The sequence below is a fragment of the Maridesulfovibrio salinus genome (assembly GCF_055394525.1).
The window spans coordinates 237,564-264,141 of sequence record NZ_AP042461.1 but is presented as its reverse complement, the minus strand read 5'-3'; the positions used below and the strand labels follow the sequence as shown (position 1 = coordinate 264,141).

Annotated in this window: 22 protein-coding genes; 16 read left to right on the top strand and 6 right to left on the bottom strand. The window is 48.6% G+C overall.

Going from position 1 to position 26,578, the window contains the following annotated elements; translation table 11 throughout:
- Positions 1-10 precede the first annotated feature (10 nt).
- The 6 genes from argJ to sat all read right to left on the bottom strand — a co-directional run bounded on the left by argJ (position 11) and on the right by sat (position 8,755).
- Entirely contained in the window at positions 11-1,195 is a 1,185-nt protein-coding gene (gene argJ, locus ACZ5PW_RS01155; protein WP_464557294.1) for a bifunctional glutamate N-acetyltransferase/amino-acid acetyltransferase ArgJ, read from the bottom strand.
- A 179-nt stretch (positions 1,196-1,374) separates the two neighbouring features.
- Positions 1,375-3,276 carry a SurA N-terminal domain-containing protein gene (locus ACZ5PW_RS01150; RefSeq protein WP_464557291.1) on the bottom strand — a complete coding sequence of 634 codons (1,902 nt, stop codon included), beginning with the start codon at positions 3,274-3,276 and terminating at the stop codon, positions 1,375-1,377.
- A 102-nt stretch (positions 3,277-3,378) separates the two neighbouring features.
- Positions 3,379-5,298: an aconitate hydratase gene (locus tag ACZ5PW_RS01145; RefSeq protein ID WP_464557290.1), complete on the bottom strand. Its 1,920-nt coding sequence runs from the start codon at positions 5,296-5,298 to the stop codon at positions 3,379-3,381.
- 124 nt (positions 5,299-5,422) lie between these two features.
- Positions 5,423-5,677 carry a hypothetical protein gene (locus ACZ5PW_RS01140; protein ID WP_464557289.1) on the bottom strand — a complete coding sequence of 85 codons (255 nt, stop codon included), beginning with the start codon at positions 5,675-5,677 and terminating at the stop codon, positions 5,423-5,425.
- Complete coding sequence (locus ACZ5PW_RS01135) at positions 5,640-7,283, bottom strand: chorismate mutase (protein WP_464557288.1); 1,644 nt, start codon at positions 7,281-7,283, stop codon at positions 5,640-5,642. The genes ACZ5PW_RS01140 and ACZ5PW_RS01135 overlap by 38 nt, the downstream gene beginning before the upstream one ends.
- A gap of 191 nt (positions 7,284-7,474) precedes the next feature.
- Positions 7,475-8,755 carry a sulfate adenylyltransferase gene (gene sat, locus ACZ5PW_RS01130; protein WP_464557286.1) on the bottom strand — a complete coding sequence of 427 codons (1,281 nt, stop codon included), beginning with the start codon at positions 8,753-8,755 and terminating at the stop codon, positions 7,475-7,477.
- An 882-nt stretch (positions 8,756-9,637) separates the two neighbouring features.
- Here sat and aprB point away from each other — a divergent pair.
- From aprB to ACZ5PW_RS01050, 16 genes are all read left to right on the top strand, one after another.
- Positions 9,638-10,123, top strand: coding sequence for an adenylyl-sulfate reductase subunit beta (gene aprB / locus ACZ5PW_RS01125; RefSeq protein ID WP_464557284.1), 486 nt, complete (start codon positions 9,638-9,640; stop codon positions 10,121-10,123).
- A gap of 66 nt (positions 10,124-10,189) precedes the next feature.
- Positions 10,190-12,181, top strand: a complete 1,992-nt coding sequence (gene aprA, locus ACZ5PW_RS01120) for an adenylyl-sulfate reductase subunit alpha (RefSeq protein ID WP_464557282.1) — start codon at positions 10,190-10,192, stop codon at positions 12,179-12,181.
- A gap of 157 nt (positions 12,182-12,338) precedes the next feature.
- Positions 12,339-13,577, top strand: a complete 1,239-nt coding sequence (locus ACZ5PW_RS01115; RefSeq protein WP_464557280.1) for a CoB--CoM heterodisulfide reductase iron-sulfur subunit A family protein — start codon at positions 12,339-12,341, stop codon at positions 13,575-13,577.
- 6 nt (positions 13,578-13,583) lie between these two features.
- Positions 13,584-15,872, top strand: a complete 2,289-nt coding sequence (locus tag ACZ5PW_RS01110; RefSeq protein WP_464557279.1) for an FAD-dependent oxidoreductase — start codon at positions 13,584-13,586, stop codon at positions 15,870-15,872.
- A 14-nt stretch (positions 15,873-15,886) separates the two neighbouring features.
- A complete protein-coding gene (gene qmoC / locus ACZ5PW_RS01105; protein ID WP_464557278.1) occupies positions 15,887-17,107 on the top strand; it encodes a quinone-interacting membrane-bound oxidoreductase complex subunit QmoC in 1,221 nt (406 codons plus the stop codon).
- A gap of 21 nt (positions 17,108-17,128) precedes the next feature.
- Entirely contained in the window at positions 17,129-17,809 is a 681-nt protein-coding gene (locus ACZ5PW_RS01100) for a hypothetical protein (protein ID WP_464557277.1), read from the top strand.
- A 590-nt stretch (positions 17,810-18,399) separates the two neighbouring features.
- The gene (locus ACZ5PW_RS01095) at positions 18,400-19,155 is read left to right on the top strand and encodes an ABC transporter ATP-binding protein (protein ID WP_464557275.1); all 756 of its coding nucleotides are present in this window, start codon (positions 18,400-18,402) and stop codon (positions 19,153-19,155) included.
- A gap of 28 nt (positions 19,156-19,183) precedes the next feature.
- Positions 19,184-20,317 (top strand): branched-chain amino acid ABC transporter substrate-binding protein, encoded by a 1,134-nt coding sequence (locus ACZ5PW_RS01090; protein WP_464557272.1) that lies wholly within the window; start codon positions 19,184-19,186, stop codon positions 20,315-20,317.
- 66 nt (positions 20,318-20,383) lie between these two features.
- On the top strand, positions 20,384-21,286 hold the full coding sequence (locus ACZ5PW_RS01085) for a branched-chain amino acid ABC transporter permease (RefSeq protein WP_464557271.1): 903 nt from the start codon (positions 20,384-20,386) through the stop codon (positions 21,284-21,286).
- 28 nt (positions 21,287-21,314) lie between these two features.
- The gene (locus tag ACZ5PW_RS01080) at positions 21,315-22,487 is read left to right on the top strand and encodes an ABC transporter permease subunit (protein ID WP_464557270.1); all 1,173 of its coding nucleotides are present in this window, start codon (positions 21,315-21,317) and stop codon (positions 22,485-22,487) included.
- A 3-nt stretch (positions 22,488-22,490) separates the two neighbouring features.
- Entirely contained in the window at positions 22,491-23,204 is a 714-nt protein-coding gene (locus ACZ5PW_RS01075; RefSeq protein WP_464557269.1) for an ABC transporter ATP-binding protein, read from the top strand.
- 298 nt (positions 23,205-23,502) lie between these two features.
- Positions 23,503-23,694 (top strand): ferredoxin, encoded by a 192-nt coding sequence (locus ACZ5PW_RS01070; protein WP_464557267.1) that lies wholly within the window; start codon positions 23,503-23,505, stop codon positions 23,692-23,694.
- A gap of 402 nt (positions 23,695-24,096) precedes the next feature.
- Positions 24,097-25,317: a hypothetical protein gene (locus ACZ5PW_RS01065; protein WP_464557263.1), complete on the top strand. Its 1,221-nt coding sequence runs from the start codon at positions 24,097-24,099 to the stop codon at positions 25,315-25,317.
- 9 nt (positions 25,318-25,326) lie between these two features.
- Positions 25,327-25,491: a hypothetical protein gene (locus ACZ5PW_RS01060; protein ID WP_464557262.1), complete on the top strand. Its 165-nt coding sequence runs from the start codon at positions 25,327-25,329 to the stop codon at positions 25,489-25,491.
- Positions 25,492-25,509: 18 nt separating this feature from the next.
- A complete protein-coding gene (gene fliJ, locus ACZ5PW_RS01055; RefSeq protein ID WP_464557261.1) occupies positions 25,510-25,947 on the top strand; it encodes a flagellar export protein FliJ in 438 nt (145 codons plus the stop codon).
- A complete protein-coding gene (locus ACZ5PW_RS01050) occupies positions 25,871-26,557 on the top strand; it encodes a MotE family protein (RefSeq protein ID WP_464557259.1) in 687 nt (228 codons plus the stop codon). Before fliJ ends, ACZ5PW_RS01050 begins: the two co-directional genes overlap by 77 nt.
- Positions 26,558-26,578: the final 21 nt, after the last annotated feature.

Sequence of the window (26,578 nt, the reverse complement as noted above, 5' to 3'; positions counted from 1 at the left end):
TTTATTAACGTTACGACCTGTAGTCGGCATTGATGTTGATATATTCCCTTGTCAGATCGGATGCTTTGAGCATTGCTGTTCCGTTTCCGTCTGCTAGAGTGATATTTACATCTACATCCTGTTTGCGCATGACAGGTTCCAGGAGTGCGTCGAGATCTCCCTGGACAGGCTGTCCATTCTCGAAAACAACGATTTTACCGAAAGCAAGGGTAAGACTTCCGGGATTGAATTCAGCACCGCTACGTCCGGCTGCGGCTACAATTCTACCCCAGTTAGGGTCTTCACCGAACAGAGCCGTTTTGACCAGTGGCGAATTGCCTACAGCGCGGACGATCAGTTCAGCATCTTTGTCTGATGCAGCCCCGGTAACCTTTATAGTCATCACTTTTGTCCCGCCCTCGGCATCCTGAACTATCATGTATGAAAGCTGCTGGCACACATCAAGCAACAGTGCTTCGAGTATTTCCCGCTCACCGCTGCTTTCAGCCTTTACTCCCGAGCTTCCGTTAGCCAGAGCGATAACAGTGTCGTTGGTGCTTGTGTCTCCATCAACAGTGATACAGTTAAAACTCTTATCAACACATCTGTGCAGGGCAGTCTGCCACCAGTCCTCATCGACTTCTGCATCACAGACAACAAAACCGAGCATGGTCGCCATATCAGGTGAGATCATACCGGCCCCTTTGCACATTCCCAAAATTCGGACGGGACTCCCGTTGATTTCTGCTTCTCCCCAGGCAAGCTTGGGGAATTTATCAGTAGTCATTATGGCTTTGGCTGCCTTTACCGGATCATCCTTGCCTACTCTGGAGGCAAGCTTCGGAGCGGCTGTTCTCCATTTGTCCATATCAAATCTGGGTCCGATTACGCCCGTCGAAGCCGGAAGCAGATCCCGTGAAAGAATATTCAGCTCATTTGCCAGCAAGTCAAGGCTCTCCCGGCAGTCGGCAAGTCCGGCTTCTCCTGTGCAGGCATTAGCCAGACCGGCGTTAACCAGAATACCTCGGACCATTCTGGATTCCTTCAATATTTCTTTTCCAGCAAGCACCGGAGCGGCCTGAAATTTATTTTTGGTGAAAACGGCGGCTGCCGCGGCCGGAGTTTTACTTATGATCAGAGCTAGATCGTCACGTCCGCTGTATTTAAACCCAGCATCAAGGCTGGCAAATTGGTATCCTTTAGGTGTGGGGAGCATTGTCTGTACCTCTTTTTAATTGCTGCACGGCTGTTTCTGCAGCTTGATTGAATCCTGTTACTCGGTTGATTAATTCCCTGCAAGATAAAATGACTGATTAAAACAAAACTCTTGTTATTTACAAAAAAAGGGCCTGTCCTGAAGGACAGACCCTGTAATCATTACAATGCAGTAGTGAATTAATTGAGTATGTCCGGGCGAACTACTTCCACTTTAGCTTTGGATCGCAGTTCTGCCAGAAAGGCATTGAACACTTCATTTGCACGCTGCTGGTAAAGAGCGTTCATGATCATGTCTTTCTGAGCTTCCCATGCTTCTTCTTTGGGCGGAATGCGATCATCAACACGGGCGACAATGAAACCGCCGGGAAGTTCAAAAGCCTGACTGAGCCACTGGTCTTTCTTAGCGGCGAAAGCTGCTTCGGAAAGGCGGGCATTCATGCCAAGACCGGGAACAAAACCGTCTCTGCCGAAAGGCTCGGAAGTTTTCAGATCCTTTTTGATGGATTTAAGTGTCTTGGCTTCGGTCGCTTTGTTGGTAAGCTGTGCCATAATGGCCATTGCTTTAGCCTGAGCCAGTTTCATTGCTTTCTGCTGGTTCAGAAAGTTGCTGATATCTTCCTTGGCTTCTGAAAGCGGGCTTACAGATGCAGGAATATCCTGAATCTTTTCAGCAATAAGATAACCGTTGTCGATAGCGATAGGCATCTCGGTTGCAGTTTTGTTCGGCAGTGCAAGAATGGTTTTAGCTGCATCTTCTTTCATCCCGAATGCACGGGTGAGATTCTGCAGTGTAGCCTGCTCGCTTTTCTTGAAAGCAATACCGATTTCATCTGCAACCTTGTCCATGTTCATTCCGGAAGCGATGAGGTCAATTGCATGGTCGAGTTTATCACTGATGGTATCAGATGCTTTTTCTTCAGCAATGGCGGTTCTGATGTCTTCTTTCACCTGTTCAAAGCTCTTCTGGCCTTCTTCGCGCACATCATCAACCTTGATGATATGCCAGCCGAACCGGGTTCTGACAGGTTCACTCAGTTCTCCCTTTTTTAAAGAGAAAGCTGCTTCTTCAAAAGGTTTAACCATCGCACCGCGTCCGAACCAGCCAAGTTCTCCACCTTTTGGACCGCTGGGACCTTCGGAGTATTTTTCAGCCAGTTTAGCAAAATCCTGACCGGATTTGGCTTTGGCCAGAATTTTCTTGATTTCTTTTTCAGCTTTTTCTGCATCCGCCTCAGGAGCATTCTCATCAACCATCAGCAGGATGTGGCGTGCTTTAACCTGTTCTTCCTGAACGTAATTGTCTTTATGGGCTTCGTAGTAGCTTTTGACATCTTCAGGGGAGACTTCCTCATAAATGGAAAGCTCTTCCGGGGTGAAGGCAATATATTTGATCACAGCACGGGCCGGAACAGTGAAGTTCTCAGGGTTGGCCTTGTAGTAATCTTCTATTTCTTTATCACTGATCTTAACCATATCCACAAAGTCTGCACCGGGGATATAGTAGTAGTCGATCTGGACTTTTTCGGAAGCAGTGTCGAAAAGTTCACGGGCTTCCTGCTCAGTTGGTTTTACCGGCAGAGTTACGTACTGCTGCAGCTTCTGGATGAGGCTGCTGTTACGGATGTCGTTTTCAAAGGTCGCTGCGGACATCTGTCTGGAGCGCAGAAAATTGTTGTAGAGATCCATGTCGAACTTGCCGTCAGCTCCTGCAAAAGCGGGGATTGTACTGATAGTATAGGAAAGTTCGCTGTTGGAAACGGCAATTCCCAGTTTTTGGGCTTCAGCTTCTAGCAGCTTCTGGCTGATCATCTGGCCGAGAACCGCATTTTTGAATTCAGGAGACTGAAGCTGGTCAGCGTCAACATCAGGATTCTGGGTACGCATGGAATCAGCAGTTTCACGGTAAACCTTGATGAATTCCTGGGTGGGGATGGGCTCATCATTTACGTATGCAATAACAGGGTCGGTGTTGCCGTTGAATCCGCTCATTCCGAAAGCGAAAACAAAGACAATGATGATGATTGCGAACAGGATTTTAATACCCCAGTTCTGGGCATTTTGGCGCAGAATGTCCATCATGGCTTCTTCATTCTCCGTTTGCAGCCTTGCTGCGTTCAAGGTTGGTCGTGTCTATCAGCAGCAGGGTGTCCATTAAGTCACGGACACCCTGCACCTCATTATTTACAGTTGCTTGCCTACGTAGTTGAGCAGGCCACCGGCCTTGATTATGGCCAGTTCTTTTTCCGAGAGATCGTTTGTAACTCTGATTTCGCTACCGTCTGCAGTTTTGGCTGCGGATTCTCCGCCGGGGAGAATTTCGGTGGTGTTCAGGGTCAAAGATGTTCCCTCGGAAAGTCTTTCGTAATCACTCTTGTCCGAGAGTACAAGGGGTAGAATACCAAAATTGATCAGGTTGGCTCTGTGAATGCGTGCCAGAGACTTAACAATGACAGCCACAACGCCCAGATGACGGGGGCCGAGAGCCGCATGTTCACGACTGGAACCCTGTCCGTAGTTTTCCCCTCCAAGTATTATTCCACTATCGGATTTTTTCATGCGGTTGACAAAGTCCTCGTCTACACGGCTGAAAATATATTCACTGATCGCAGGAATATTGGAACGCAGAGCTGTGATCTGAGCTCCTGCAGGAAGAATGTGGTCGGTAGTGATGTCATCGCCTACTTTGAGACGGATTTCAGAGGAAACTTCATCCGGCAGGGCAGAGAAAGTTTCAAGGGGAACAATGTTTGGTCCTCGCACGATTTGAACTTCTTCCCGGTTTTCCGGAGGAAAGATGAAAAGATTGCGGATTGAAGGAACCTCGGCGGGAAAGTCAATTTTCTCGGGAGGTGTTCCCCATGTGGCAGGATCTGTGAACTCTCCGGCCAGAGCAAGTTTCGCTGCAGTCTGCGGGCTTGCGAGGTATACCTGCGCATCCTGGGTTCCGCTGCGGCCTTCGAAGTTGCGGTTGAATGTCCTTACACTCACCCCTGCTGAAGTGGGAGAGCCGCCCATGCCGATGCAGGGGCCGCATGTACATTCAAGCAGTCTTGCGCCGGAGTCCAGAAAATTGGCAATGAGTCCGTCGGAGGCAAGCATTTTAAGAACCTGCTTCGAGCCGGGAGAGATCATCAGATCCACACCTTCAGGAAGCTGCTGTCCTTCGAGGATGAGTGCAGTGGTTTTCAGGTCCGAGTATGAGGAGTTGGTGCAGGAACCGATCGCACTCTGGTTGACCTTCAGTCCGGCCAGTGACTTTACGGTCACTACGCGGTCGGGCATATGAGGCTGGGCGACGAGCGGCTCAAGTTCGGAAAGATTGATCTCGATGGTTTCAGCATATGCAGCGTCAGCATCAGCCACCAGTTCTTCCCAATCCTCTTCACGTCCCATGGCTTTGAGAAAAGTTTTAGTGTTTTCATCACTGGGGAAGATGGAAGTTGTGGCGCCGAGTTCTGCACCCATGTTGGTGATTACGGCCCGTTCGGGGACGGACAGGGATTTTACTCCTTCGCCGCCGAATTCAAAAACTTTACCTACCCCGCCTTTAACGGTCAGCATTCCAAGCAGGTGCAGGATAATGTCTTTGGCGGAAGCCCAGCCTGTGAGTGATCCGGTCAGTTCAACACGGACTACTTTGGGCATGGGGATGGAGTAGGGCTGGCCGGCCATGGCAAGAGCCACGGAAAGCCCCCCCGCTCCCATTGCCAGTGAACCGAGTCCACCGGCAGTGGGTGTGTGGCTGTCGGAGCCGATCAGGGTTTTGCCGGGTTTGGCAAAGTTCTCCAGATGCAGCTGATGACATATGCCTGTTCCGGCAGGGGAGAATACGACACCGTGTTTCGCGGCAATCGTGCGCAGGTACTGATGGTCATCGGGGTTGCGGAAACCCATTTGCAGGGTGTTGTGATCCACGTAACTTACGGAAAGTTCAGTCTGGACCTTGTCGATGCCCATTGCTTCAAATTGCAGGTAAGCCATTGTGCCGGTGGCATCCTGAGTTAAAGTTTGATCTATTCGAAGACCAACTTCGCTTCCCGGTGTCATTTCACCGTTGAGAAGATGTGCCGAAATGATCTTTTCAGTAATATTTAAACCCATGATACCTCCAGATTGTCTGTGCTTATCCAAGCAGATTTGAAACAAAGTGTCCTGTGTACGAAATGTCCCTCTAACTCTTCATAAAGTTGCCCGCTAAAGCTGTTATGAAGCAGGGGACTTCCAATTATCCTTCCATTCCGAGGCGCATTCGGTTTATTTTGCGTTGACGGATGTCAATCTCCACTTCCAGACGTAATTTGTCCTGCTGAGAATCGAATATTTCTTTCGCGAAAAAGATTCCTTCAGAAGGAACTTCACTCTCCATCAGCTTTTTGATTCGCTGCAGGCAGAGTTCCAGTTCCTTCTTGAAGTTCTCAATTTCAACTTCGATTTCAGGGATGCTAATCGATTTTGATTCTTCTTCGGGTTTTTGATTCATCTCTTTTCTTTACCTCAGGGTCTTTGAGTCCGTTGATTTCCGGCAGGCTGTTGTAAAGGGTCCAGTAGCGGGGCCAGAGATCGTTCATTTCACCGGGGTTTTCGATTGAAATTCCCGGACGCATCCAGGCCATAAGCCCGAGAGCGATACCAAAGAAGGGGGTCGGGGCAGACCATGCTTCGTCCCATTTGAGACGACCGGGCATGATTGTCAGCGCGTGGTCGCCGCGCTCATATCTGACGCCGAGCCTTTCAAGAAATTCGATTCCCTGTTCAAACATGACCGGATCAGTAATGTTGTGAACAAGGCTTTCTTTGCGTGAGTTAAGGGCAAGGGCAAGCCCGACCGGGAACATGTCTTCAGCCTGACCGGTATTCAAATCTATTTCATCAGCAGTTTCACCTTTGACCGCGCTGATGCTGGATTTGCTAATATCAATTTCAATTCCTCCGGCATCAAGAACAGCCAGCGCATCATCTGCAACCTGCGAACCAACAGGCCAACTGCCATTGATTGTCACTTTGCCTCCGGCAAAAGCAGGTATTGCCAGCAGGGCCGCACATAAAGCGGGCTCCAGGCTTATTTCAGGCTGCTGGGGAAATTCAGCACCGGCAGCGGCTTTAACGGAAAATTCAGTGTCGGAGAGCTTGGTTTTAATACCGCAGCTTTTAAGAACTTTTGCCACTTCATTAAAAATGTGGCTGCCATGCCAATCGGCGGGGAATTTGAGTGTAAGCCCCTGTTGATATGTCCAGCCTGCTAGAGCAAGCGCTGCTGCAAATTCGGCAGGGGTATCTTCAGACAGTTCGATAGAAGAAGCCATCCGGCCTCCGCACTCAAGTCTTGCCGGCAGGCCGTGGCTTTGGAGGTCCAGCGTATTTAATCTGGCACCGAGCTTACCGAGAACGCTGGAAAGCGGCCTGGTGTCATACTGCTTGAGAATCGGACCACCGGCAACTTTAAACTTGCCTGTTGTTTTGAGTCCGAAAGCGAGTACCAGAAACATGGTCATGGGGTCGTCGCCAGCAAATATGAGCTTGTCCTCGAACTCGAGTCCTTCTCCGGGGCGTGAATCGATTGATTCACCCTCCCATGAAAGGTGAGCTCCGGCCTGGTTGAAAGCCTTGGTCAGCTCAGTGATCTGGTTATTAATACATAGAGGGGCGAGCGATGTCTCTGCTCCGCAGGCGGCAGCCATTGCTATCCAGAGCTTGGACTGGAAAAGAGAACAGGGCCCATCAAAGGTAACATCGACCGGTCTCTGCGGGGGAGAGAGAATGTAAGCGGAAAGCTTACGGTTCTCCGGTTTGGCTACTGCGGCGTAGGCAAGGTTGTTAAGCTGCTCGAAAACACGACGCGCTGTTTTAAGGTCGAATTTTTTATTAGCTGCTTCTGCGGACCAGGTTTCAAAGATCCGCCTTTCCATATCCGGATCACCAAGCGGCAGACCTTTCTGCTTCCTTTTGGAAGCGGCCTTACCCATAAGGTAGTTTCTGCGGGATATAATGGACAGAAGACGAGCGTCGAGCTCTTTGATCTCGTCGAGCAAAGATGTTCTGCGCGGTGCGCTTGCACCGTCTTTTTCAAATTTTTTATAGTTGGGCATTTTTGTATCCTGAAATGTGATATAGGGAAGACCGACTTTCTAGCGTGATTTTCCCTGATGAGCAACCCTAAATGTCTATCCGCAAAATTAACAGTCCATCATCCTGAAATCTGGTCAGTTGTCAACAATTAAAAAAGGGAGGAAGCGTTGCCGCCTCCTCCCTGAATAAGCAAGTAGAGATACTACTTTAATTACATTGCGTCGCCGGAAGCTGCGCCCTGCATTTTGACTTCAACCTTTTCGGTGAGGCCTTCGTAGTATTCACGGAGCTGTACGAGAACTTCGTCACGACCGAAGTGATCAACGATTTCTGCGCCGTCGGAAAGAGCTTTACGCAGCTTGGTTCCGGAGAGAATTACGCGATCTTCTTTGGAGTGAGGGCAGGTTCTCAGGGAAGCCATGCCGTCGCACTTGTAGCAGTAGAAAGTCCAGTCAATTTTCATGGGCTCACAAAGAAGTGCTTTGCCGGGCTCGGGGCAAGCTTCAGTTGCGTAAGGAATCTTGTCAAAGATATCCTGAGCTTCGAACAGACCGTAGAAGTCACCAACACCAGCGTGGTCACGACCGATGAGCATGCGGTTTACACCGTAGTTCTGACGGAAGGTAGCGTGGAGCAGGCCTTCACGGGGACCGGCGTAACGCATATCGAGGGGGTAACCAGCCTGGATAACGTTTTCTTTAACGAAGTAGTGCTCAACGAGGGTGTCGATTGCTTTAACGCGAACTTCTGCGGGGATGTCACCGGGCTTCAGGTTACCGATCAGGGAGTGGATCAGGCAGCCGTCACAAACTTCGATGGAAATTTTTGCCAGGAATTCGTGAGAGCGGTGCATGGGGTTACGCAGCTGGAGAGCGGAAACAGTGGACCAGCCTTTTTCGTCGAACATTGCGCGGGTTTCTGCGGGACGCAGGTAAACGCCTTTGTACTGCTCGGGGTATTCACCTTCGGAGAGAACTTTAACGGGACCGGCCAGGTTGTACTTCTTCTGAGCCATAACCATCTGAACACCGGGGTGATCTTCGAGAGCGGTTTTCCAGAAGATGTCGTCAGCGGACTCTTCGCCTTCACCTTTGAAGACCTGGTAGCATTCCCATTTCTTGTCTTCTTCGGTCATTTCGTATTTTTCTTCGATCTTCATGGTAGCGTAGATTTCGCCGTCTTTTTCGAGAGCGATTTCGTCGCCGACTTTAACGTCTTCGTCATCGGTGTCGAGAGTTACCGGAACAGGCCAGAAGGTGCCGTCTTCCAGCAGGAATTTTTCACAAACGCCTTTCCAGTCAGCTTTACCCATGAAACCGTTGAGGGGAGAGAAACCACCACATCCCATCATGATGAGGTCGCCCTTTGCGCGGGCAGAAATTTCGATCTTTTTCAGACCTTCGGCTTTTTTCTGTTCTTCAGCGAGTTCTGCGCCTTCGAGCAGGCAGCAAACGAGGCCTTTGCCACCGTGAGGGGCTACGAGCTTGGACATGTTTACGTCTCCTTGTAGTAATTATTTTTCAACACCTTGGCCTTCCGCAGGTCCTCAGAACTAAAATCTGTGACCGGTTCGCCCGGGCAAACGCTCAATAATGGCGTGGACTGCGAAACGAAAATATCTATACCATCTGTCAAGAAAAAGACAATCGAATAAATCGAAAAGCTCTTTTTAAGTCCTGACGCTTTAGAGGGTTTATGAATGGTTTGTGAAAGAAATGTCAAGGGCAAAATTGATGGTCAGTGAATTTTTTCACGATAGTAAGGGTTATGATAAGAATGCCATATGTTACTTTGAAATATAAATTGAGTAATTGTGAGATGTTATGTGGATATCATTGGGTGGGCAGGTGCGTCGTTAATAGAGTAGGGGTTTTCATAAATTGTGTTTGATTGGTTAATCAATTGAAATTGCGGTGTATAGTCTATTCTTGCGGTATGGAATTTATCGTGGCCGATAAAGTTTATTTAGACGTGTTATTGATAAAATCTAGAAAAAGTCGAAGCAATATCTAGTTGTAAAGAACGCAAAAACAATTGTTTACGCGAGTTGTGAAGATTGTGTCATATTCTGAAAAAAAGGCTTGCAATCAAAGGGCAGAATGAACTAAAAGCTCTTCATGATGGAACACATTCATGTTTCATGTTGTTATTGAGGAGCCCTGACAGGCTCTTGAAAATCGGACAACAGCGGTGTTCCTCAGCCATTTATTCAGAAAGGTTGAAATTAGCTTGTTCTAAATTTCACTTTCACCTTGACACCAGTTGACGGGCTTGATAGTTACTAATTTCACGAGCCTGAAAATTTGGGCAAGATTATAAATGGTTATAGGATGTCGGTGATTGATAACATTAAACCCTTTTAGGAGGACTAGGTATGCCGACCTTTGTCAATCCGGAAAAGTGTGATGGCTGTAAAGGTGGAGAAAAGACCGCCTGCATGTACATCTGCCCCAACGATCTCATGATCCTGGACCCCGAAGAAATGCGCGCTTACAACCAGGAGCCTGAAGGCTGCTGGGAGTGCTACTCTTGTGTAAAAATTTGTCCCCAGGGCGCTATCGAAGCTCGTCCTTACGGTGACTTCGCACCCATGGGCGGTACTTCTATCCCCATGCGTTCCGCTGAAGACATCATGTGGACTGTTAAGTTCCGTAACGGAAACGTTAAGCGCTTCAAGTTCCCCATCCGCACCACCCCGGAAGGTTCCATCAAGCCTTATGAAGGTAAGCCCGAGCCGACTGATCTGGACAACGAGCTGCTCTTCACCGAAACCGAACTGGCTACCCCCAAAGAAGTTCTCGGTCAGAAGTTCGACGTAGCTGACGCAGACAAAGTCACCACTTGGAAGGATCTGGATTAATCACTGCTAAGCGTTTGCCTTAGGTGTATTAATTCACGAAAACAAAAACCTAATTAAGGAGGAAACATGCCTCTTCTCCCTAGCAAAGAAGCTGCTAAAGGTGTTGCTCTCGCAGAACCTGAGCTGATAGAAAAAGACGTTGACCTGCTCCTCGTAGGTGGCGGTATGGGTAACTGCGGTGTTGCTTATGAAGCAATGCGCTGGATCGAAAAAGTTGGTGGCGACATCTCCATCATGCTCCTCGATAAAGCTGCTATGGAACGTTCCGGTGCTGTTGCACAGGGTCTTTCCGCTATCAACACCTACCTTGGCGAAAACGACGCTGATGACTACGTACGCATGGTTCGTACTGACCTCATGGGCCTCGTTCGCGAAGACCTTATTTTTGACCTCGGCCGTCACGTTGACGATTCCGTTCACCTTTTTGAAGAGTGGGGCCTTCCCTGCTGGATCAAAAAAGACGGTAAGAACCTTGACGGTGCTGCTGCTAAAGCTGCTGGTCTCTCCCTGCGCAATGGCGACGCATGCGTACGCTCCGGTCGCTGGCAGATGATGATCAACGGTGAGTCCTACAAGTGCATCGTTGCTGAAGCTGCTAAAATGGCACTCGGCGAAGATAACTACATGGAACGTATCTTCATCGTTAAGATGCTCCTGGACGCCAACGAGCCTAACCGTATCGCTGGTGCTGTAGGTTTCTCCACTCGTGAAAACAAAGTATACGTATTCCGCTGCAACGCTGCTGTTGTTGCATGTGGTGGTGCTGTAAACGTTTACCGTCCTCGCTCCACTGGTGAAGGTATGGGTCGTGCTTGGTACCCCGTATGGAACGCTGGTTCCACCTACACCATGTGTGCTCAGGTTGGCGCTGAAATGACCATGATGGAAAACCGTTTCGTACCCGCTCGTTTCAAAGACGGTTACGGTCCTGTTGGCGCATGGTTCCTGCTCTTCAAAGCTAAAGCCACCAACTACAAAGGCGAAGACTACTGCGAAACCAACCGCGCAATGCTCAAGCCTTACGAAGATCGCGGCTACGCTAAAGGTCACGTTATCCCGACCTGTCTGCGTAACCACATGATGCTCCGTGAAATGCGTGAAGGCCGCGGCCCCATCTACATGGACACCGCTACCGCACTGCAGAACACCTTCAAAGAGCTGTCCCCCGCTGAGCAGAAGCACCTCGAGTCCGAAGCCTGGGAAGACTTCCTCGACATGTGTGTTGGTCAGGCTAACCTCTGGGCTTGTCAGAACATCGAACCTGAAAACTCCGGTTCCGAAATCATGCCCACCGAGCCTTACCTCCTCGGTTCTCACTCCGGTTGCTGCGGTATCTGGACTTCCGGTCCGGACGAAGACTGGGTTCCCGAAGATTACAAAGTTAAAGCTGACAACGGTAAAGTCTACAACCGTATGACCACCGTTAACGGCCTCTGGACCTGTGCTGACGGTGTTGGCGCATCCGGTCACAAGTTCTCTTCCGGTTCTCACGCTGAAGGTCGTATCGTTGGTAAGCAGATGGTTCGCTGGGTTGTTGACCACAAGGACTTCAAACCCACTTTGAAAGAAGACATCAAAGAACTCGCTAAAGAGATCTACCAGCCCTGGTACACCTACGAAGAAGGTAAAGGCATCTCTACCGACCCCGTAGTTAACCCCAACTACATCACTCCCAAGAACTTCATGATGCGCCTTGTTAAGGCAACTGATGAATACGGTGGTGGTGTTGGTACCATGTACGTTACCTCCAAGTCTCTCCTGCACACCGGTTTCAAACTTCTCGAAATGCTCGAAGAAGACTCCAAGAAACTGGCTGCTCGTGACCTTCACGAACTCATGCGCTGTTGGGAACAGTTCCACAGACTGTGGACTGTACGCCTGCACATGCAGCACATCGAATTCCGTGAAGAATCCCGTTACCCCGGTTTCTACTACCGTGGTGACTTCATGGGTCTGGATGACTCCAAGTGGAAATGCTTCGTCAACTCCAAGTACGACGTTGAAAAAGGCGAAACCGCTGTATTCAAAAGAGCATACCACCAGATCATCCCCACCTAAGCCGGGAATGATATATGCGGCTGCGGGCTTAACGCCCGCAGCCGTTCTTTTACGGCTTGCACTGAAATGGTCTGAATCCGTATTGCGACCTACGGTCGGTGTCCGGGTTTGGGCCATTTTATGGCTAAGGGCCTCAAAGAGTTCAGGAGGATAGAGAATGTCAAATAGCATACTTGTCGTAGGCGGCGGGTTCAGCGGAATTACTGCTGCTCTCGAAGCCGCTGAAGTAGGCCATGAAGTCTTCATCGTGGAGAAGGCGCCGTATCTGGGTGGCCGGGTGATGCAGCTGAATAAATACTTTCCTAAGCTGTGTCCTCCTTCCTGCGGTCTGGAGATTCAGTTTCAGAGAATCAAAAACAATAAGAACGTCAAGTTCTTTACCTTGGCTGAAGTGGAATCCATCAGTGGTTCCAAAGGCAATTTTGAAGTCAAGGTCCGTATCAAACCCAGATATGTCGGTCCCGGCAGTGTTGAACTTTCTGAAGTCATCGAAAAGCTGACCAATGATGTCACCGATGAATTCGAGTTCAAACTGGCTGACCGTAAAGCCCTTTACATGGATGTACCTTTTGCGTTTCCCTCTAGGTATGTTCTTGAAAAGGAAAACTGCACTGATGAAGACCTCAAGCTCCTCGAAGGCGTCGATGTAATCGACCTTAAAGAAGAGGAAAAGGTCATCACACTTAATGTAGGTTCCATCGTTTACGCTACCGGCTGGAAGCCTTACGATGTTACCAAACTTTCCAATCTTGGTGCCGGCACCGTTAAGAACTGTGTTTCCAACATGGCTCTTGAGCGTCTGGCTGCTCCCAACGGACCCACCAACGGAAACATTGTGCGTCCTTCGGACGGTGCACAGCCCAAAAACATCGCATTCGTACAGTGTGCGGGATCCCGCGATGAAAACCACCTCAATTTCTGTTCCTACATCTGCTGCATGGCTTCTCTGAAGCAGGCTGCATATGTCCGCGATCAGTTCCCTGATGCAAAGGTCACTATCTATTACATCGACCTGCGTACTCCGGGCCGTTACGACAAATTTGCCAAGCGCATTCTTTCCGATGACAAGATCAATGCCGTAAAGGGCAAGGTCGCTGAAGTCGAGGAAGTTTCCGGTACCGGCAATGTGCTCGTCACAGTTGAGGATGCTGAAACCGGCATCAAGGCACAGAACGAGCATGATCTCGTTGTACTGGCTACCGGTATGCAGCCCAGCCTCGCTGGTACTCCGGTTCCTTCCGGTGTACAGGTTGACGATCAGGGCTTTATTGTCGGCGGTGAGGAACAAGGCATTTTCGCTGCAGGGTGTGCTAAGCAGCCTCTGGATGTCATGAAGACAGCCCAGTCCGGTACTGCTGCCGCTCTTAAAGCGATCCAAACGGTGATAGGGAGGTAAGTCGACATGCCCGAAAAAATCGGTGTTTATTTCGACCAAGCAAGCGTTTCTCCTTACCTTGACGCCGAAGAGATGGCGGAACTCGTAGGCCGTGTACACGCCAGCGTGTGCCCGGTGATTAAAGTTCACCCCCGTCTCAATAGCGAGGAAGGAAGAAAGCTTATTCAGGAAGATATCGACGCTGGCAACGTTGACGCAGTATGTATCTGCGGCACCAGCCCTCGCGTTGACTGGGATATTTTCGACTTTGACGGTGTCGTTGTCGAACGAGTCAACCTGCGTGAACAGTGCATCAAGGTTTTCAGGAACCCCGACGGCACCATGCCTGATCCGGAAGGTGAAGTTCCCGAACTCCTCAAAATCATGGCTAACGAATACGTCAAGATGGGTATCACCAAACTGACCAAAACCAATAAAGTGGAGTCTCAGGCTTTTGACCCCACAAAAGTGGTTATGGTTCTCGGTGGTGGTTTCACCGGTCTTACAGCGGCTCTTTACGCAGCCAAGACCAACCATGATGTTATTCTGGTGGAAAAGGAAGCAAACCTCGGCGGTAAAGCTGCAGGTATGTATAAAACCTTCCCTCTTTCCTACCCTTACCTCGAAGCCCATGAAACTGGTATTGAGGCCCTTATATCTGAAGTTCAGTCGAATTCCAGAATCAAGGTGCTCACCTCAGCACAGCTTGATGCACTCGAAGGCGCTCCCGGACAGTACACTGCTAAAGTGAAAACTGCTTCCGGCGTTGAAGAGATGCCTGTCGGCGCATGTGTTCTGGCTACCGGTTGGGTTCCCCAGGATACCAAATACGTAGAGCCCATGGGTTACGGTAACTCAAAGGTTGTTACTGCTGCCGAGTTCGAAAAGATGGTCAAGGAAGGCAACATGAATGCTTCTTCCGTAGCCTTCGTTCTTGATACTCGTTTGAGCGAAAAGCAGTTTGCAGCTGAAGAGGAAGCTTACGCTAACCGTACTGATGAGCAGATTGCTGCAGATGACGCTGCCGCAGCCGAAGCTGCAGAAGGTGAAGAGGAAGATGTATTCGTTTACGAAGACATGGAATCCTACAAGCACCTTCCTTACAGCTCCGAGCTCAATAGCCTCGTTGCTCTCAAGCAGGCCAACTACGTACGTGAAAAGAATGAAAACGCTGTTGCCTACATCATTTATGATCACATGATGGTTCCCGGCGTTAATGAGCGTTACTACCGCGCAGCACAGGACGATGCCGGCATTATGCTGACCAAGGGTTCCGTAACTTCCATCAAGGAAGAGGGCGGCAACATGGTCATCTCTGCCGACAACACCCTGCTGGGCGAACATATTGAAGTCGAAGCTGAACTGGTCGTTGTTCCTACCGGTATGGTTCCTACCACCGCGCATGATCCGACCATCAACCTCGTCTACAGACAGGGTCCCGCGTTCCCCGATCTCCAGCAGTTCGACGGCTACGCAGACTCTAACTATATCTGCTTCCCTTACGAAACACGCCGTACCGGTATCTATGCCGCAGGTTGTGTGCGCCAGCCCATGTCCATGGGGCTCGCCCGTGAGGATGCAGCCGGTGCTGTTCTGAAAGCGATTCAGTGTATCAACTCCATCAACCATGGCGTTTCCGTACACCCCCGCTCCGGTGACAACACCTATCCTGTTTTCAACTTCATGCGCTGCACCCAGTGTAAGCGTTGTACCGAGGAATGCCCCTTCGGCGCCCTGGATGATGATGAAAAAGGAACACCAATGCCGAATCCTTCCCGTTGCCGCCGCTGCGGTACCTGTATGGGTGCCTGCCCTGAGCGCGTAATTGGATTTGATAACTATAACATCGACATGATCGGTTCCATGATCAAGCAGGTTAACGTTCCTGATGATATGGAAGTTGACGGACCCCGTTTTATCGTACTGGCCTGTGAAAACGATGCCTATCCGGCACTCGACATGGCTGCTATGCGCGGTAAAGGCTGGTCCCCCTACGTTCGTGTTGTTCCCGTCCGCTGCCTCGGCTCCGTAAACACCATCTGGATCGCAGACGCTATGTCCAAGGGTGTTGACGGTGTTCTTCTGCTCGGTTGTAAATACGGCGAAGACTACCAGTGCCACTTTGTTAAGGGCTCTGAGCTTTGTAACCGCCGTATGGAAAACGTTGCTGATTCTCTCAACAGACTCGGCGTTGAACCTGAGCGTGTTGTCCAGGCTGAACTTGCCATTGACGAATACGACAAAGTTCCCGACATGATCGACACTTTCGTAAACGACATGATCAAGATCGGTCCTAACCCGTTCAAGGGCTACTAGGAGGTAGACGCGATATGCAGAAAGATATTCGCATTAAACCGGATCTGCAGTTCGTAAAAGAACTTCAGGAAGTCGGTGGCGAAGGCGTCAAGAAGTGCTACCAGTGCGCAACCTGCTCTGTAGCATGTCCCCTCTCGCCTGCCGATAATCCTTATCCGCGTAAGGAAATGGTATGGGCTCAGTGGGGCCTTAAGGATAAACTTGAAACGGACATCGATATCTGGCTGTGCCACAACTGCGGAACCTGCTCCGACCTGTGCCCCCGTGGCGCGCGTCCTGCAGACCTGCTCGCAGGGCTTCGCAACATGGCTTACAAAAAGATGATGACTCCGACCATTATCGGTGAATGGATGAGCTCCCCCAAGCACCTGCCCAAACTGATTGCCATTCCTGCTGCAATCTACATGGTGATCTGGTTTATTATGGCCGGAGTTCGCGGTTCCTTCCTTCCTCTCAAGGACGGAAAAATCGTCTATGGTCATCTCTTCCCCGGTGATTTCACCATTGACCCGATCTTCATGATTGCCTTCGGCTTCATGGTTTGGACCTTCTACAAAGGAGTGAAAAACCTCATTGAATCCTTCAAGGACCAGCCTAAGGTCTTTGCTGTAGGTGACAAATCTGAAAAGCCCAGCATGCTTGAGTGTTTCATTGACGTTTGCAAAAACGAACTGCTGACTCACTCTAAGTGGAAAGAATGCGGCGAAACCAACGAAGCTGACGAGCAGAAATTCAACGGTCACCGTTACATAATGCTCGCCTTCATCTTCCTGATGATTGTAACCGGTGTGGTTGCTGTTACCCACTGGGGCGGAAAGATTATTCCTTTCCTCACCCCGATCGGTCACACTCCCATGCCTCTGTGGCATCCGGTTAAGATTCTGGCCAACGTTGGCGCAGGGCTCCTGATCTACTCCCTCGTTCTGCTGACCAAACGTCGTCTGAACCAGGACCAGGAAGTCCACGGTTCCAGTTACTATGACTGGTACCTGCTCGGTCTGATCTGGACTATCGCAGTAACTGGTATCATGTGTGAACTTCTTCGCCTTCTCGGCGTGGCGATTCTCGCATACCCCATGTACTACGTACACCTGATCTCCGTATTCATGATGTTTGTCTATCTGCCGTGGTCCAAGCTGGGACACCTTGTCTACAGGACTGCAGCTTTAACTTATGCAAGATACATCGGCCGTCTTCCCATGCCGGTCCGTGAAGAAAAGACTTTTACTCTGTAATAGAGCAAGGAGGAACAAATCATGTCTGAAGCACGTAAAACTTTCCCCATGAGCACCTTTGTCTCCTACATCAAAGGTGGCGAAAGCAACAACTCTGTTCAGGAACTTCTGGCTTACATGACCCAGAAAGACATCGATGCTGAATTCGAACCTTTTGCTGCAGCTCTCGCTAAAGCATGGATCTACGAACAGCATCCTGAACTCGCTAAAATGAAAACCGGTCAGGTTGCAGGTCTTGGTGAGAACGTCTCTGTTGGCGCTCTTCCCGGTGACGTAATGGTTCAGGTTGACGCTATCTTCGAGAAGCTGGCTGACTACCGCGCTAACGTTACTGACCAGGCTGCTAAAATTCAGGATCTGGAAACCAAACTTGCTGCAGCTGAAGGCAAACTCGGTGAAACCGAAAAAGCTCTGGCTGAATACAAAGGCAAGTGTGAAGCTTTTGAAGCTGCCGGTAAAGACGAAGGCGACAAAGTTATCGTTACTTCCCAGGAAAAAGTTGAAGAGTACATCGGCAAGGTTGATGAACTCCTCAAGATGATCGAAGACGTCAAAAAGCACGGTGTTGTAACTGTTGCTGCCGGTGCAGTTGCTGAAGGCGCAGCTCCCGCTGGTGACTCTGCTGGTGCCCCCGAAACCGGTGGCGCTCCTGCTGAAGACTTCGGCTTCGGTTCCGATCCCTTCGGTGACGACAGCTGGTAGGCCGTTAACGCCATCCGCTTCAGTCAATCTGAAGAATATCAAGCCCCTGTCCTTATTGGTCAGGGGCTTTTTATTTTGGGTCTTTTTTACATATCTGGTATTCAGAGCAGATAACTCTGGATTATAAAATATAGCTTAATGGAAATATGAGCGACATAAATTCGTCAATATTTAAAATAAACGGCTTTAAAATTAGTAAATAAGAGTTGAAGAGCTTGATTATACTTTATTAGCCAATATTGAAAAAAAATGCTAAATCTACCAACAATTTTGTAAGTAAAAAAAGACTTTTATTTGCTTGTAATCTCTGTATTGTCTGTAGTGAAATTTTCAATCTGAATGTAAACGTAAGTAAAATTATCTGAAATACTGAGTGTGGTTAAGTTTTAGTGTCGATGTTACTTGATTGCTGAATCAGCGTTGTTTGTTGATGTGAGCAGATTCACTTTGATCAAGTGATCAGCCGGCATGGCAAGAGCAGATGTATCATCTGTGTTGCGGAATCTTATTCGTTAAATCAAGGCTTCAAGGAATAAAAAACGTGTTTCGCCTTGATTTAAAGAAGATTAATGTGTATAGGTATGTCCAATATGGCAGAACTTCATTTACACGACGTGAGCGTCCGCTTCGGTGGGCTGCAGGCTCTGGCAGAGGTCAACTTCTCTCTCATGCCGGGAGAGATTGTAGGGCTGATCGGCCCTAATGGCGCAGGCAAGACCACTGTTTTCAATGTCATTACCGGAGTGTATTCGGCGTCCGGTGGATATGTTGAATATGATGGTGAAAAGCTGACAGGCTTGAAGCCTTATCAGGTTCTTCACAAAGGAATTGCCCGGACTTTTCAGAACATCAGGCTGTTTCAGAACATGACCGCCCTTGAGAATGTTATGGTAGCTCAGCACTCGCGCACAAGTTGCGGAGTCTTCGGCGCTATCTTCCGTACTCCCGCTCAGAAAAGAGAGGAGCAAAGGATCAAGGAAAAGGCCATGGAAGAGCTTCGGTTTGCTGAGCTGGATAAGTTCGCGGATGAAGTTGCGTCCAGTCTGCCTTATGGGCATCAGCGGAGATTGGAAATTGCGAGGGCTCTTGCATCAGAGCCGACCTCCATACTCCTGGATGAACCTGCAGCCGGTCTTAACCCGGCTGAAAGTTCCGAGCTGATGGAAACTATAAGGAGAATCTCAAAGAGAGGGATCAACGTTTTGATGGTTGAGCATGACATGAAAGTTGTCATGGGAATCTGCCAGAGACTTGTTGTCCTTGATCACGGAGTGATGATTGCAAAAGGTAACCCTGAAGAGATTCAGAATAATCCTGCTGTAATTGAGGCATATCTGGGTAACTAACCTTATTTACTTTAGGGAGGCTCATCCTATGAAACGTTTGATCATGACAGTTCTGCTTACCGCGGCGATTTTAATGCTCGGTACCGGAATGGTGTTCGCTAAAACACTTAAGCTGGGTACTATGGGACCGCTTACAGGTCCGTACGCCGCTGACGGTAACGACATTAAAAACGGTGTTCTCACTGCTGTAGAAGTTATTAAGGAACAGGGTGGAATCCCCGGCTTTGATGAAATAGAGGTTCTTCCTCAGGATACCGCGTGTGAACCCCGTCAGGCGGTCGCAACAGCCAATAAACTTATCAATGAAGAAGTCAATGGTGTTGTAGGGGCCTACTGCTCAAGCGCGACTCTGCCTGCGTCCGAAGTTCTTGACGAAGAGTCTATCGTCATGATCACTCCTGCTTCCACCAACGAAAGAGTTACTTCCAGAGGACTTCCCTACATGTTCCGCATGTGCGGCCGTGACGATGACCAGGGTAAAATCGCTCTCAAATTCATGCAGGAAAAACTGGGTGCCAAGTCTGTCTACATTGTTGATGATAAAACCGCTTATTCACAGGGGCTCGCCGATGGTGTCGAGAAAATGTGCGAAGCTGCAGGCATAAAAGTTCTGGGCCATGAACATGTCAACCAGGGCGATAAAGACTTTTCTGCTATTCTTACTAAGGTAAAGACAAGCAAACCTGATGTTTTTTACATGTCAATGCAGAACTCTGCCACTGGAGCTCTGATGCTGATTCAGGCCAGACGTATGGGAATCGATGCTGATGTTCTTGCTCAGGACGCGGTGTACCATCCTCAGCTGATCGAGATTGCAAAGGATGCAGCTGATGGTGTGTATCTTACTTTCGGTTTTATTGATGATAACGCCCCGGCTTATAAAGAGTTCTACGCAAAGTATCAGCCGAAATACGGCGAACCCGGTGCTTACTCCGGTTATGCTTATGACTCAGCCATTGCATACCTTAAAGCCGTTAAGGCCGCGGGTTCTGCAGATCCAGAGAAGGTTAAGGCAGAGCTTATGAAGCTGGATTATGATGGTGCTACCAAGCATATCAAATTCATGCCCAACGGCGACTCAGGTTCCAACTACATTATCCGTAAAGTTGAAGACGGTAAGTTCATCAACTACTGGAACCCTGCAACCGGAAAATTATACTAGAAGCAATAGTAATCTCGGCCTCCTCCCGATAGGGCGGAGGCCTTTACGCACAGCCCCCGGATTTACATGGAATATTTCTTTCAGCAACTCATCAATGGTATTACACTCGGCAGTGTCTACGCGCTGATCGCACTTGGCTATACCATGGTGTACGGAATCATCCAGCTCATCAACTTCGCACACGGGGAGTTTTTTGCTGCTGGCGGTTATGTTGGCGTGATCTTCATGAGCTACCTGCTTTCTCAGGGAGCTCCGGTCTGGGTCTGCCTTTCAGGATCGCTTATTCTGGCCATGGCCTATTGCGCAATGCTCGCGATGGCCGTTGAAAAGGTGGCCTATAAACCTCTGCGTAACTCTTCAAGACTTTCGGTGCTTCTTTCAGCGCTCGGTATGTCCATTTTTCTGCAGAACGGCCTCATGCTCACCCAGGGCGTATATGACAAGGCGTATCCTTCCGAAATAACGCAGGGCGGGTTTGAGTTCGGAACGGTCATGCTGTCCTATATGCAGCTTTTCATTGTCAGTCTGACCGCCTTTCTGCTGGTTGCCCTTAATTTTCTGGTTTTCAAGACCCGTATCGGCAAGGCCATGCGTTCTACTGCACAGGATAAGATCATGTCGGCTCTGGTTGGCATTAACGCAAGCCGCATTATCAGTCTTACCTTTGCAATCGGTGCCGGCCTTGCAGCTGCAGCAGGTATCATGGTTGGCCTTTACTATGGTTCGGTGCGTTATGATATGGGGTTTGTGCCGGGCATCAAGGCCTTTGCCGCTGCTGTTCTCGGTGGAATCGGTAACATCACCGGCGCAATGATTGGTGGCTTCATCATCGGTATGGTGGAAATTTTCGCCGCGGGATATATCTCCGGGGAGTATAAGGACGTATTTGCGTTCCTGATCCTGATCGGAGTTCTTTATTTCAGACCTTCAGGAATCATGGGAGAAAACGTTGACGACACCAGAGTTTAAAAAACACTGGACTTCTTTAGGCGTTGGGATGATCTGGCTTTTCGTCCTGCTCTGGCCCCTCTTGGGGGTGAAGCCTGAAGGGTTGGAGGTTGCGACCACATTCTCGGTTTGGTGGAGAATTGCCCTTGGCTGTTCTTTTGTTCTTGTGCTGTACCAGCTAAACAGCAGTGGAGCGTTCAAGTTTTTTACAAGGCCGGCGGGCACTGCTGTCGGCGGGCTCCGAAATGCAGCTTCAACAGTTCCCTTTATAGTCTGGGCACTGGTCCTGCTGGCTTTTGCTGTTGCTTACCCGCATATGTTCGGGCGTTATGCACAGGATGTAGCTATCAACTGCATGATCTATATATGCCTCGGTCTTGGTCTTAATATTGTTGTAGGTCTGGCAGGCATGCTTGATCTGGGTTTTATCGCCTTTTATGGTCTGGGGGCCTATACCTATGCCTTGCTCTCGGTGCATTACAAGCTCGCTTTCTGGCTCTGTCTGCCTCTAAGCGCAGGTGTGGCCGGTCTGGGAGCCTGTATTATCGGGTATTGTTCCATGCGGATGCGCGGTGACTATCTGGCAATTGTCACGCTGGGTTTTGCTGAAATAGTTCGTATGGTGTTCAATAACTGGATGAGTCTTACAAATGGGCCAAACGGAATTACCGGAATCAAGGCTCCCGGAATATACTGGCCTGATTTTGCGAATGGTTTCACTCTAGAGCATCTTTGGCTCAAAAAACTTGGGCTCATCTACTATGTTATTCTTGTTCTGGCAGTATTTACTATTGTTGCTGTTTACCGCTTGAATCATTCCCGCATAGGTAGAGCCTGGGAAGCGATTCGTGAGGATGAAACCGCCGCAGAAGTAATGGGTGTTCCAACATTTTTCATGAAACTTCTGGCTTATTGTTCGGGTGCATGTTTCGGGGGAATGGCCGGAGCTTTCTACGCGGCCCGGATGAGGTTTGTCAGCCCTGAATCTTTTACCTTTCTTGAGTCTGCCATGGTTCTTTCGATGGTCGTTCTCGGTGGTATGGGATCTATTCCGGGAGTAATTCTTGGCGCGCTTGCACTTATTGCACTGCCGGAAATATTCAGAGATTTCGAATTGTATCGCATGTTGGTTTTTGGTGGTGTCATGACTCTCATGATGCTCTTCAGACCTCAGGGATTGCTGCCTCCCAAACGCAGAATGAAGGCAGACAAAAAGGATTAAGCCATGTCAGAACCTATTCTTGAATTACGTGATGTCCATTCTGGTTATGGCAGCATCAAGGCCCTTAAGGGAATCAGTATTACTGCAATGGAAGGTGAGATTGTCTCAATTATCGGGGCAAACGGAGCCGGTAAGAGCACGACGCTCATGACCATATGTAATATAGTTAAGGCAACCGCGGGTGAGATTTATTACCGGGGGCAGTGCATTAACAAAGTCAATTCCGATAAGCTCCCATCCATGGGGCTTTGTCAGGTTCCGGAAGGGCGGCGAATATTTCCCCGCCTAACCATTGAAGAAAACCTTGATATGGGGGCTTTTTTTAGGAATGACAACGAGATTTTGAATGATATGGAGCGTGTTTTCGAGATGTTTCCAATCCTGCGTGAAAGACGCAGGCAGGCGGGGGGAACCCTCTCCGGTGGTGAACAGCAGATGCTTGCCATCGGCCGCGCGCTCATGAGTCGTCCTAAGGTGCTTCTGCTTGACGAGCCATCACTGGGACTTGCACCCTTGATCGTAAAACAGATTTTTGAGATAATCAAAGAAATTAATAAGTTGGGTACAACTATCATTCTGGTTGAACAGAATGCCAGGGTTGCGTTGAGTATGGCCCATAGAGGATATGTGCTGGAAACAGGCACTGTCGTCCTTGAGGATGAGGCCGGAAAACTCCTTAACAATCCTGATATCCAGAAAGCTTATCTTGGTGAATAGGCTCTGAGTGATTAAAATTTGAAGAGAATCCCCCGAGTTTTTACTTGGGGGATTTTTTTGCGTTCTGGAGTTTGGGTGGTTAACGCGGGGTTTATTCATCAGGTTGTTGATTCATATTTTAATGATATGTGCTAGAATCATTGTTGTTTGTACTGCCTGAGACTTTTAATGAGTGATTTCTTCTCCGGGAATGCTTCATTGATCAATCTAAAATAGGGCTTGCAAAAAAAGGTCTGTTTATGTTTCTGTTTAAAGGTATTGTTGCTATAAATAGAAATTGTTTTACTGGAGGTTAATTATGGCTAAGAAAGTAGTAATTGATGAAGTCGAATGCATTGGATGTGAAACGTGCGTGGAGCTTTGCCCTGAGGTTTTCGCTTTGGATGCGGATGGTGAGAAAGCTGAAGTGATTAAGGCGGATGCGATTGATCTGGAGTGCGTTCAGGAATCTATAGACTCCTGTCCGGTAGAGTGCATTACCATCGAATAGTGGAATACTGCTTTACCATCAGTTGAGTTGCCAGAGCCCGAGCCTGTCTCATAGGTTGGGGTTTTCTGAGGCAATATCAGTAATCTCTTGGAAAAAGATTGTTTACCAAAGCCGGGGCTGCTTAATCAGCTGCCCTGGTTTTTTGTATTTTAAAGCGACATAAAAATGACTGTCAGGGTACCTGATATAAATTTCTTACAGCCCAGTGGGTATAAATATCATGATTATTTTTATGCGGCATTCTGTTTGCTGGAATTTACTTGGAATCCTGTTTTCTGTGTGTGTCTGATCATTATGCTCTAGAGCCTCAGACTTGCCAAGAATCAATTTAGTGCATAAATACTTAAGACACGCAAATGACAAAAACCCGCTTAATAAAAGGCGGGAAGGTGAATAAGAAATATGAAAAAAAATTTTGATCCGGTTTTCGGCCGGGTTGTATTGAGAGCTTTTTTAGTTCTCTTTATCGCCTCCTTTTCATTACTTTTTGTGTCCGGAGAAGCTCTGTGCACTTCAAGTTTTTCCGAGAGCAAAAAGAAAAAGGAAATCAAGCTGCCTGAGCCAGTAGAGCAGGGACTTGATTATTTATTCAAGGCGTTAGCTGCCCCTGGAAATGATATTGACGAGGGCAGCCTTACCGGATTGATTGAATATGTCGATGATTCTCAACCGACAAGCGAGCTGATAGAACTCCCCAAAAGAGAATCAGCAAACGGTGCTGCTATGCGCATGACCGTTAATGCAGGTCTCAAAAGGATTCTTGAGTATACTTATAATCCTGAAATTCCCAACTACGCAATATATCCCTCAGTGATCAGAGTCAGCGGGTGGTATCCAGACAGTCAGTTTTATGCTGATAAGGTAGAACCATGGAAGTATCTCAGTGAAGATAATGGGCCCAGAGTCTGGCGTGGAAAGGAATTTGAAGTCAATACCCCGGATTCTTTCGGTGGGGCATACTACAGGTACGATTTAAATCGTCTTCTCATTCTTACAAAATATGAAGGGCGTGATGTCTTTATTTCAGTTTCCAGACAGGACGATGAGTCAACTGTGGGTATGAAAGGCCTCGTTGTGGACGATAATCAGTGGAACTATTTCTATAGTGGCCTTCCGGGACTGACTAAGGGCGGTATAGGCTGGATGGATACATATATGTATGACTCCATGTCAGTGTATGTATATATCCAGAGTAAGGACAACCCTGAAAAGACAGTGAACTACCTGTTCAAATGGCTGCGGGCCGGATGGGCCGGTCTTAATGTTGTCCGCCCCAAACATATTTTTGAAGGCAGCCAGCGTTTTGCTAGAGCATTCAGCACACTGATGGAATCTTCTGAACTCCCGGACCCGCAGACTTTCGCTCGTAAGGTTAAGCTTATTGAATCCATGTCCGAGGAAGAAGTTAATGCAAAAATTACCGAATATTCTAAGCAGGTTGAGGAATATGCCAGTAAGCACCCTGTGCTTTCCGACAAGTTCTCTGAGGTCTATGAAAACGGTAAGTATGCTGACAAATTTACCAGAGAAGAGCGCATCGGCGTGTTGGTTAAGGAATATGTGAAGAGTACTATGGGAAAAAAGTGTTTAATACCGACCCAACTCGTCCAGACTGAGAATTAAGAGGTTGAGATGCTATATTCTGAAAGTGAAGCCAAGTTTAAGTATTGTCCCTATCTGATGACCAGTGACGACAAAATGAAATTCTGTCAGGGAACCATGTGTATGATGTGGCGCTTTGCAGATGCGGAAAAAGGGTATTGCGGTCTGGCCGGTAAACCTGAAGATAAAGAGTAGACCGGACACTCACCCCCTATGCCAGCTCCTTTTGTTTTTAGGCTTGAGAAGGTTCTGGAGTTCAGAAAGCAGGCTGAAGAGCAAGCAAGTATGGCTCTGGCTGAAGCCCGCCGGCTCCATCAGGAGCAAAAGAAGGCGGTCTTTGCTGTTGAAGAAAAGATCGCTGCCAATCTTGAAAAGAAATACGAAAATCTTGACGCCAACAGTATGTGGCTCTGGCGGCAGTATGACGAAGCTCTCAAGGCGGATCTTCGTACGGCACAAAACCGCATGAAACAGTTGGCCCTCAACTTGCAGAAATGTAGAGCAGAAGCTGTGAAAAAGTCAAAAGACCGTAAGTTGCTGGAAAAACTCAAAGAGAATCAGGCGAAAAAATACTATGAAGAAGAAAGTCTCAAAGAACAAAAAGAGTTTGACGAAATGGCAACAATTCGTTTCAAGCCTAAAGATCTCTAAGATACTTGTATGTCTTGTTCTTCTGGCTTTGTTTAAACTTTCTCTTATAGGTTCGCTTGGGTTTGACATTGATAAGCCGGCCGGAAAAGTAGTCGAAAAGGCTGTTGAGGCGGTGGTGGAAACCAGTGTTGTCCGCAACGTGGTTGAGACTAGGCAGGTCATAGCTGCAGAAGCTCAGGCCCAGGATAACTCTGCTCCCCAGCAGGAGGCCAAGCGGCCTTCAAGTATGACCGAAGCCGACTGGAAAGCCCTTAAAGCCAAGGAAGACGAGCTGGCCCGCAAGGAAAGATCCCTGCGTACTCTGGAGCAGAATCTGGATAAAAAGCTGGCCGAGATGAAAGATCTTGAAAAGCGGCTTAAAAAAATGCTTGATGACGCGGACGTACTCAAGGATGCTAAAGTCAAGCATCTCGTGGGTGTATACACAGCCATGAAAGCCAAGAGTGCCGCCAAGGTTATTGAATCCCTTGATACTGACCTTGCTGTCAAGATTCTGGCGGGTATGCGCGGTCGCAGTGCCGGAGCGATCCTGGGACTGGTCGAACCGAAGAAGGCTGCTAAGCTCTCTGAAGAATTGACCAAACTTCAGGTTCCTTTGGAAGATAAGTAGTTTTAGATTACCACCTGTAAA

Bases quoted from the DNA above. Each gene is read 5' to 3' on its own strand.
- aprB (WP_464557284.1), top strand. From the start codon at position 9,638: ATGCCGACCTTTGTCAATCCGGAAAAGTGTGATGGCTGTAAAGGTGGA.
- qmoC (WP_464557278.1), top strand. From the start codon at position 15,887: ATGCAGAAAGATATTCGCATTAAACCGGATCTGCAGTTCGTAAAAGAA.
- ACZ5PW_RS01150 (WP_464557291.1), bottom strand. From the start codon at position 3,276: ATGATGGACATTCTGCGCCAAAATGCCCAGAACTGGGGTATTAAAATC.
- ACZ5PW_RS01050 (WP_464557259.1), top strand. From the start codon at position 25,871: ATGAAGAAGAAAGTCTCAAAGAACAAAAAGAGTTTGACGAAATGGCAA.
- ACZ5PW_RS01145 (WP_464557290.1), bottom strand. From the start codon at position 5,298: ATGGGTTTAAATATTACTGAAAAGATCATTTCGGCACATCTTCTCAAC.
- ACZ5PW_RS01140 (WP_464557289.1), bottom strand. From the start codon at position 5,677: ATGAATCAAAAACCCGAAGAAGAATCAAAATCGATTAGCATCCCTGAA.
- fliJ (WP_464557261.1), top strand. From the start codon at position 25,510: ATGCCAGCTCCTTTTGTTTTTAGGCTTGAGAAGGTTCTGGAGTTCAGA.
- ACZ5PW_RS01110 (WP_464557279.1), top strand. From the start codon at position 13,584: ATGCCCGAAAAAATCGGTGTTTATTTCGACCAAGCAAGCGTTTCTCCT.
- ACZ5PW_RS01090 (WP_464557272.1), top strand. From the start codon at position 19,184: ATGAAACGTTTGATCATGACAGTTCTGCTTACCGCGGCGATTTTAATG.
- ACZ5PW_RS01065 (WP_464557263.1), top strand. From the start codon at position 24,097: ATGAAAAAAAATTTTGATCCGGTTTTCGGCCGGGTTGTATTGAGAGCT.
- ACZ5PW_RS01100 (WP_464557277.1), top strand. From the start codon at position 17,129: ATGTCTGAAGCACGTAAAACTTTCCCCATGAGCACCTTTGTCTCCTAC.
- ACZ5PW_RS01095 (WP_464557275.1), top strand. From the start codon at position 18,400: ATGGCAGAACTTCATTTACACGACGTGAGCGTCCGCTTCGGTGGGCTG.
- ACZ5PW_RS01060 (WP_464557262.1), top strand. From the start codon at position 25,327: ATGCTATATTCTGAAAGTGAAGCCAAGTTTAAGTATTGTCCCTATCTG.
- ACZ5PW_RS01075 (WP_464557269.1), top strand. From the start codon at position 22,491: ATGTCAGAACCTATTCTTGAATTACGTGATGTCCATTCTGGTTATGGC.
- aprA (WP_464557282.1), top strand. From the start codon at position 10,190: ATGCCTCTTCTCCCTAGCAAAGAAGCTGCTAAAGGTGTTGCTCTCGCA.
- ACZ5PW_RS01070 (WP_464557267.1), top strand. From the start codon at position 23,503: ATGGCTAAGAAAGTAGTAATTGATGAAGTCGAATGCATTGGATGTGAA.
- ACZ5PW_RS01080 (WP_464557270.1), top strand. From the start codon at position 21,315: ATGATCTGGCTTTTCGTCCTGCTCTGGCCCCTCTTGGGGGTGAAGCCT.
- sat (WP_464557286.1), bottom strand. From the start codon at position 8,755: ATGTCCAAGCTCGTAGCCCCTCACGGTGGCAAAGGCCTCGTTTGCTGC.
- argJ (WP_464557294.1), bottom strand. From the start codon at position 1,195: ATGCTCCCCACACCTAAAGGATACCAATTTGCCAGCCTTGATGCTGGG.
- ACZ5PW_RS01085 (WP_464557271.1), top strand. From the start codon at position 20,384: ATGGAATATTTCTTTCAGCAACTCATCAATGGTATTACACTCGGCAGT.
- ACZ5PW_RS01115 (WP_464557280.1), top strand. From the start codon at position 12,339: ATGTCAAATAGCATACTTGTCGTAGGCGGCGGGTTCAGCGGAATTACT.
- ACZ5PW_RS01135 (WP_464557288.1), bottom strand. From the start codon at position 7,283: ATGCCCAACTATAAAAAATTTGAAAAAGACGGTGCAAGCGCACCGCGC.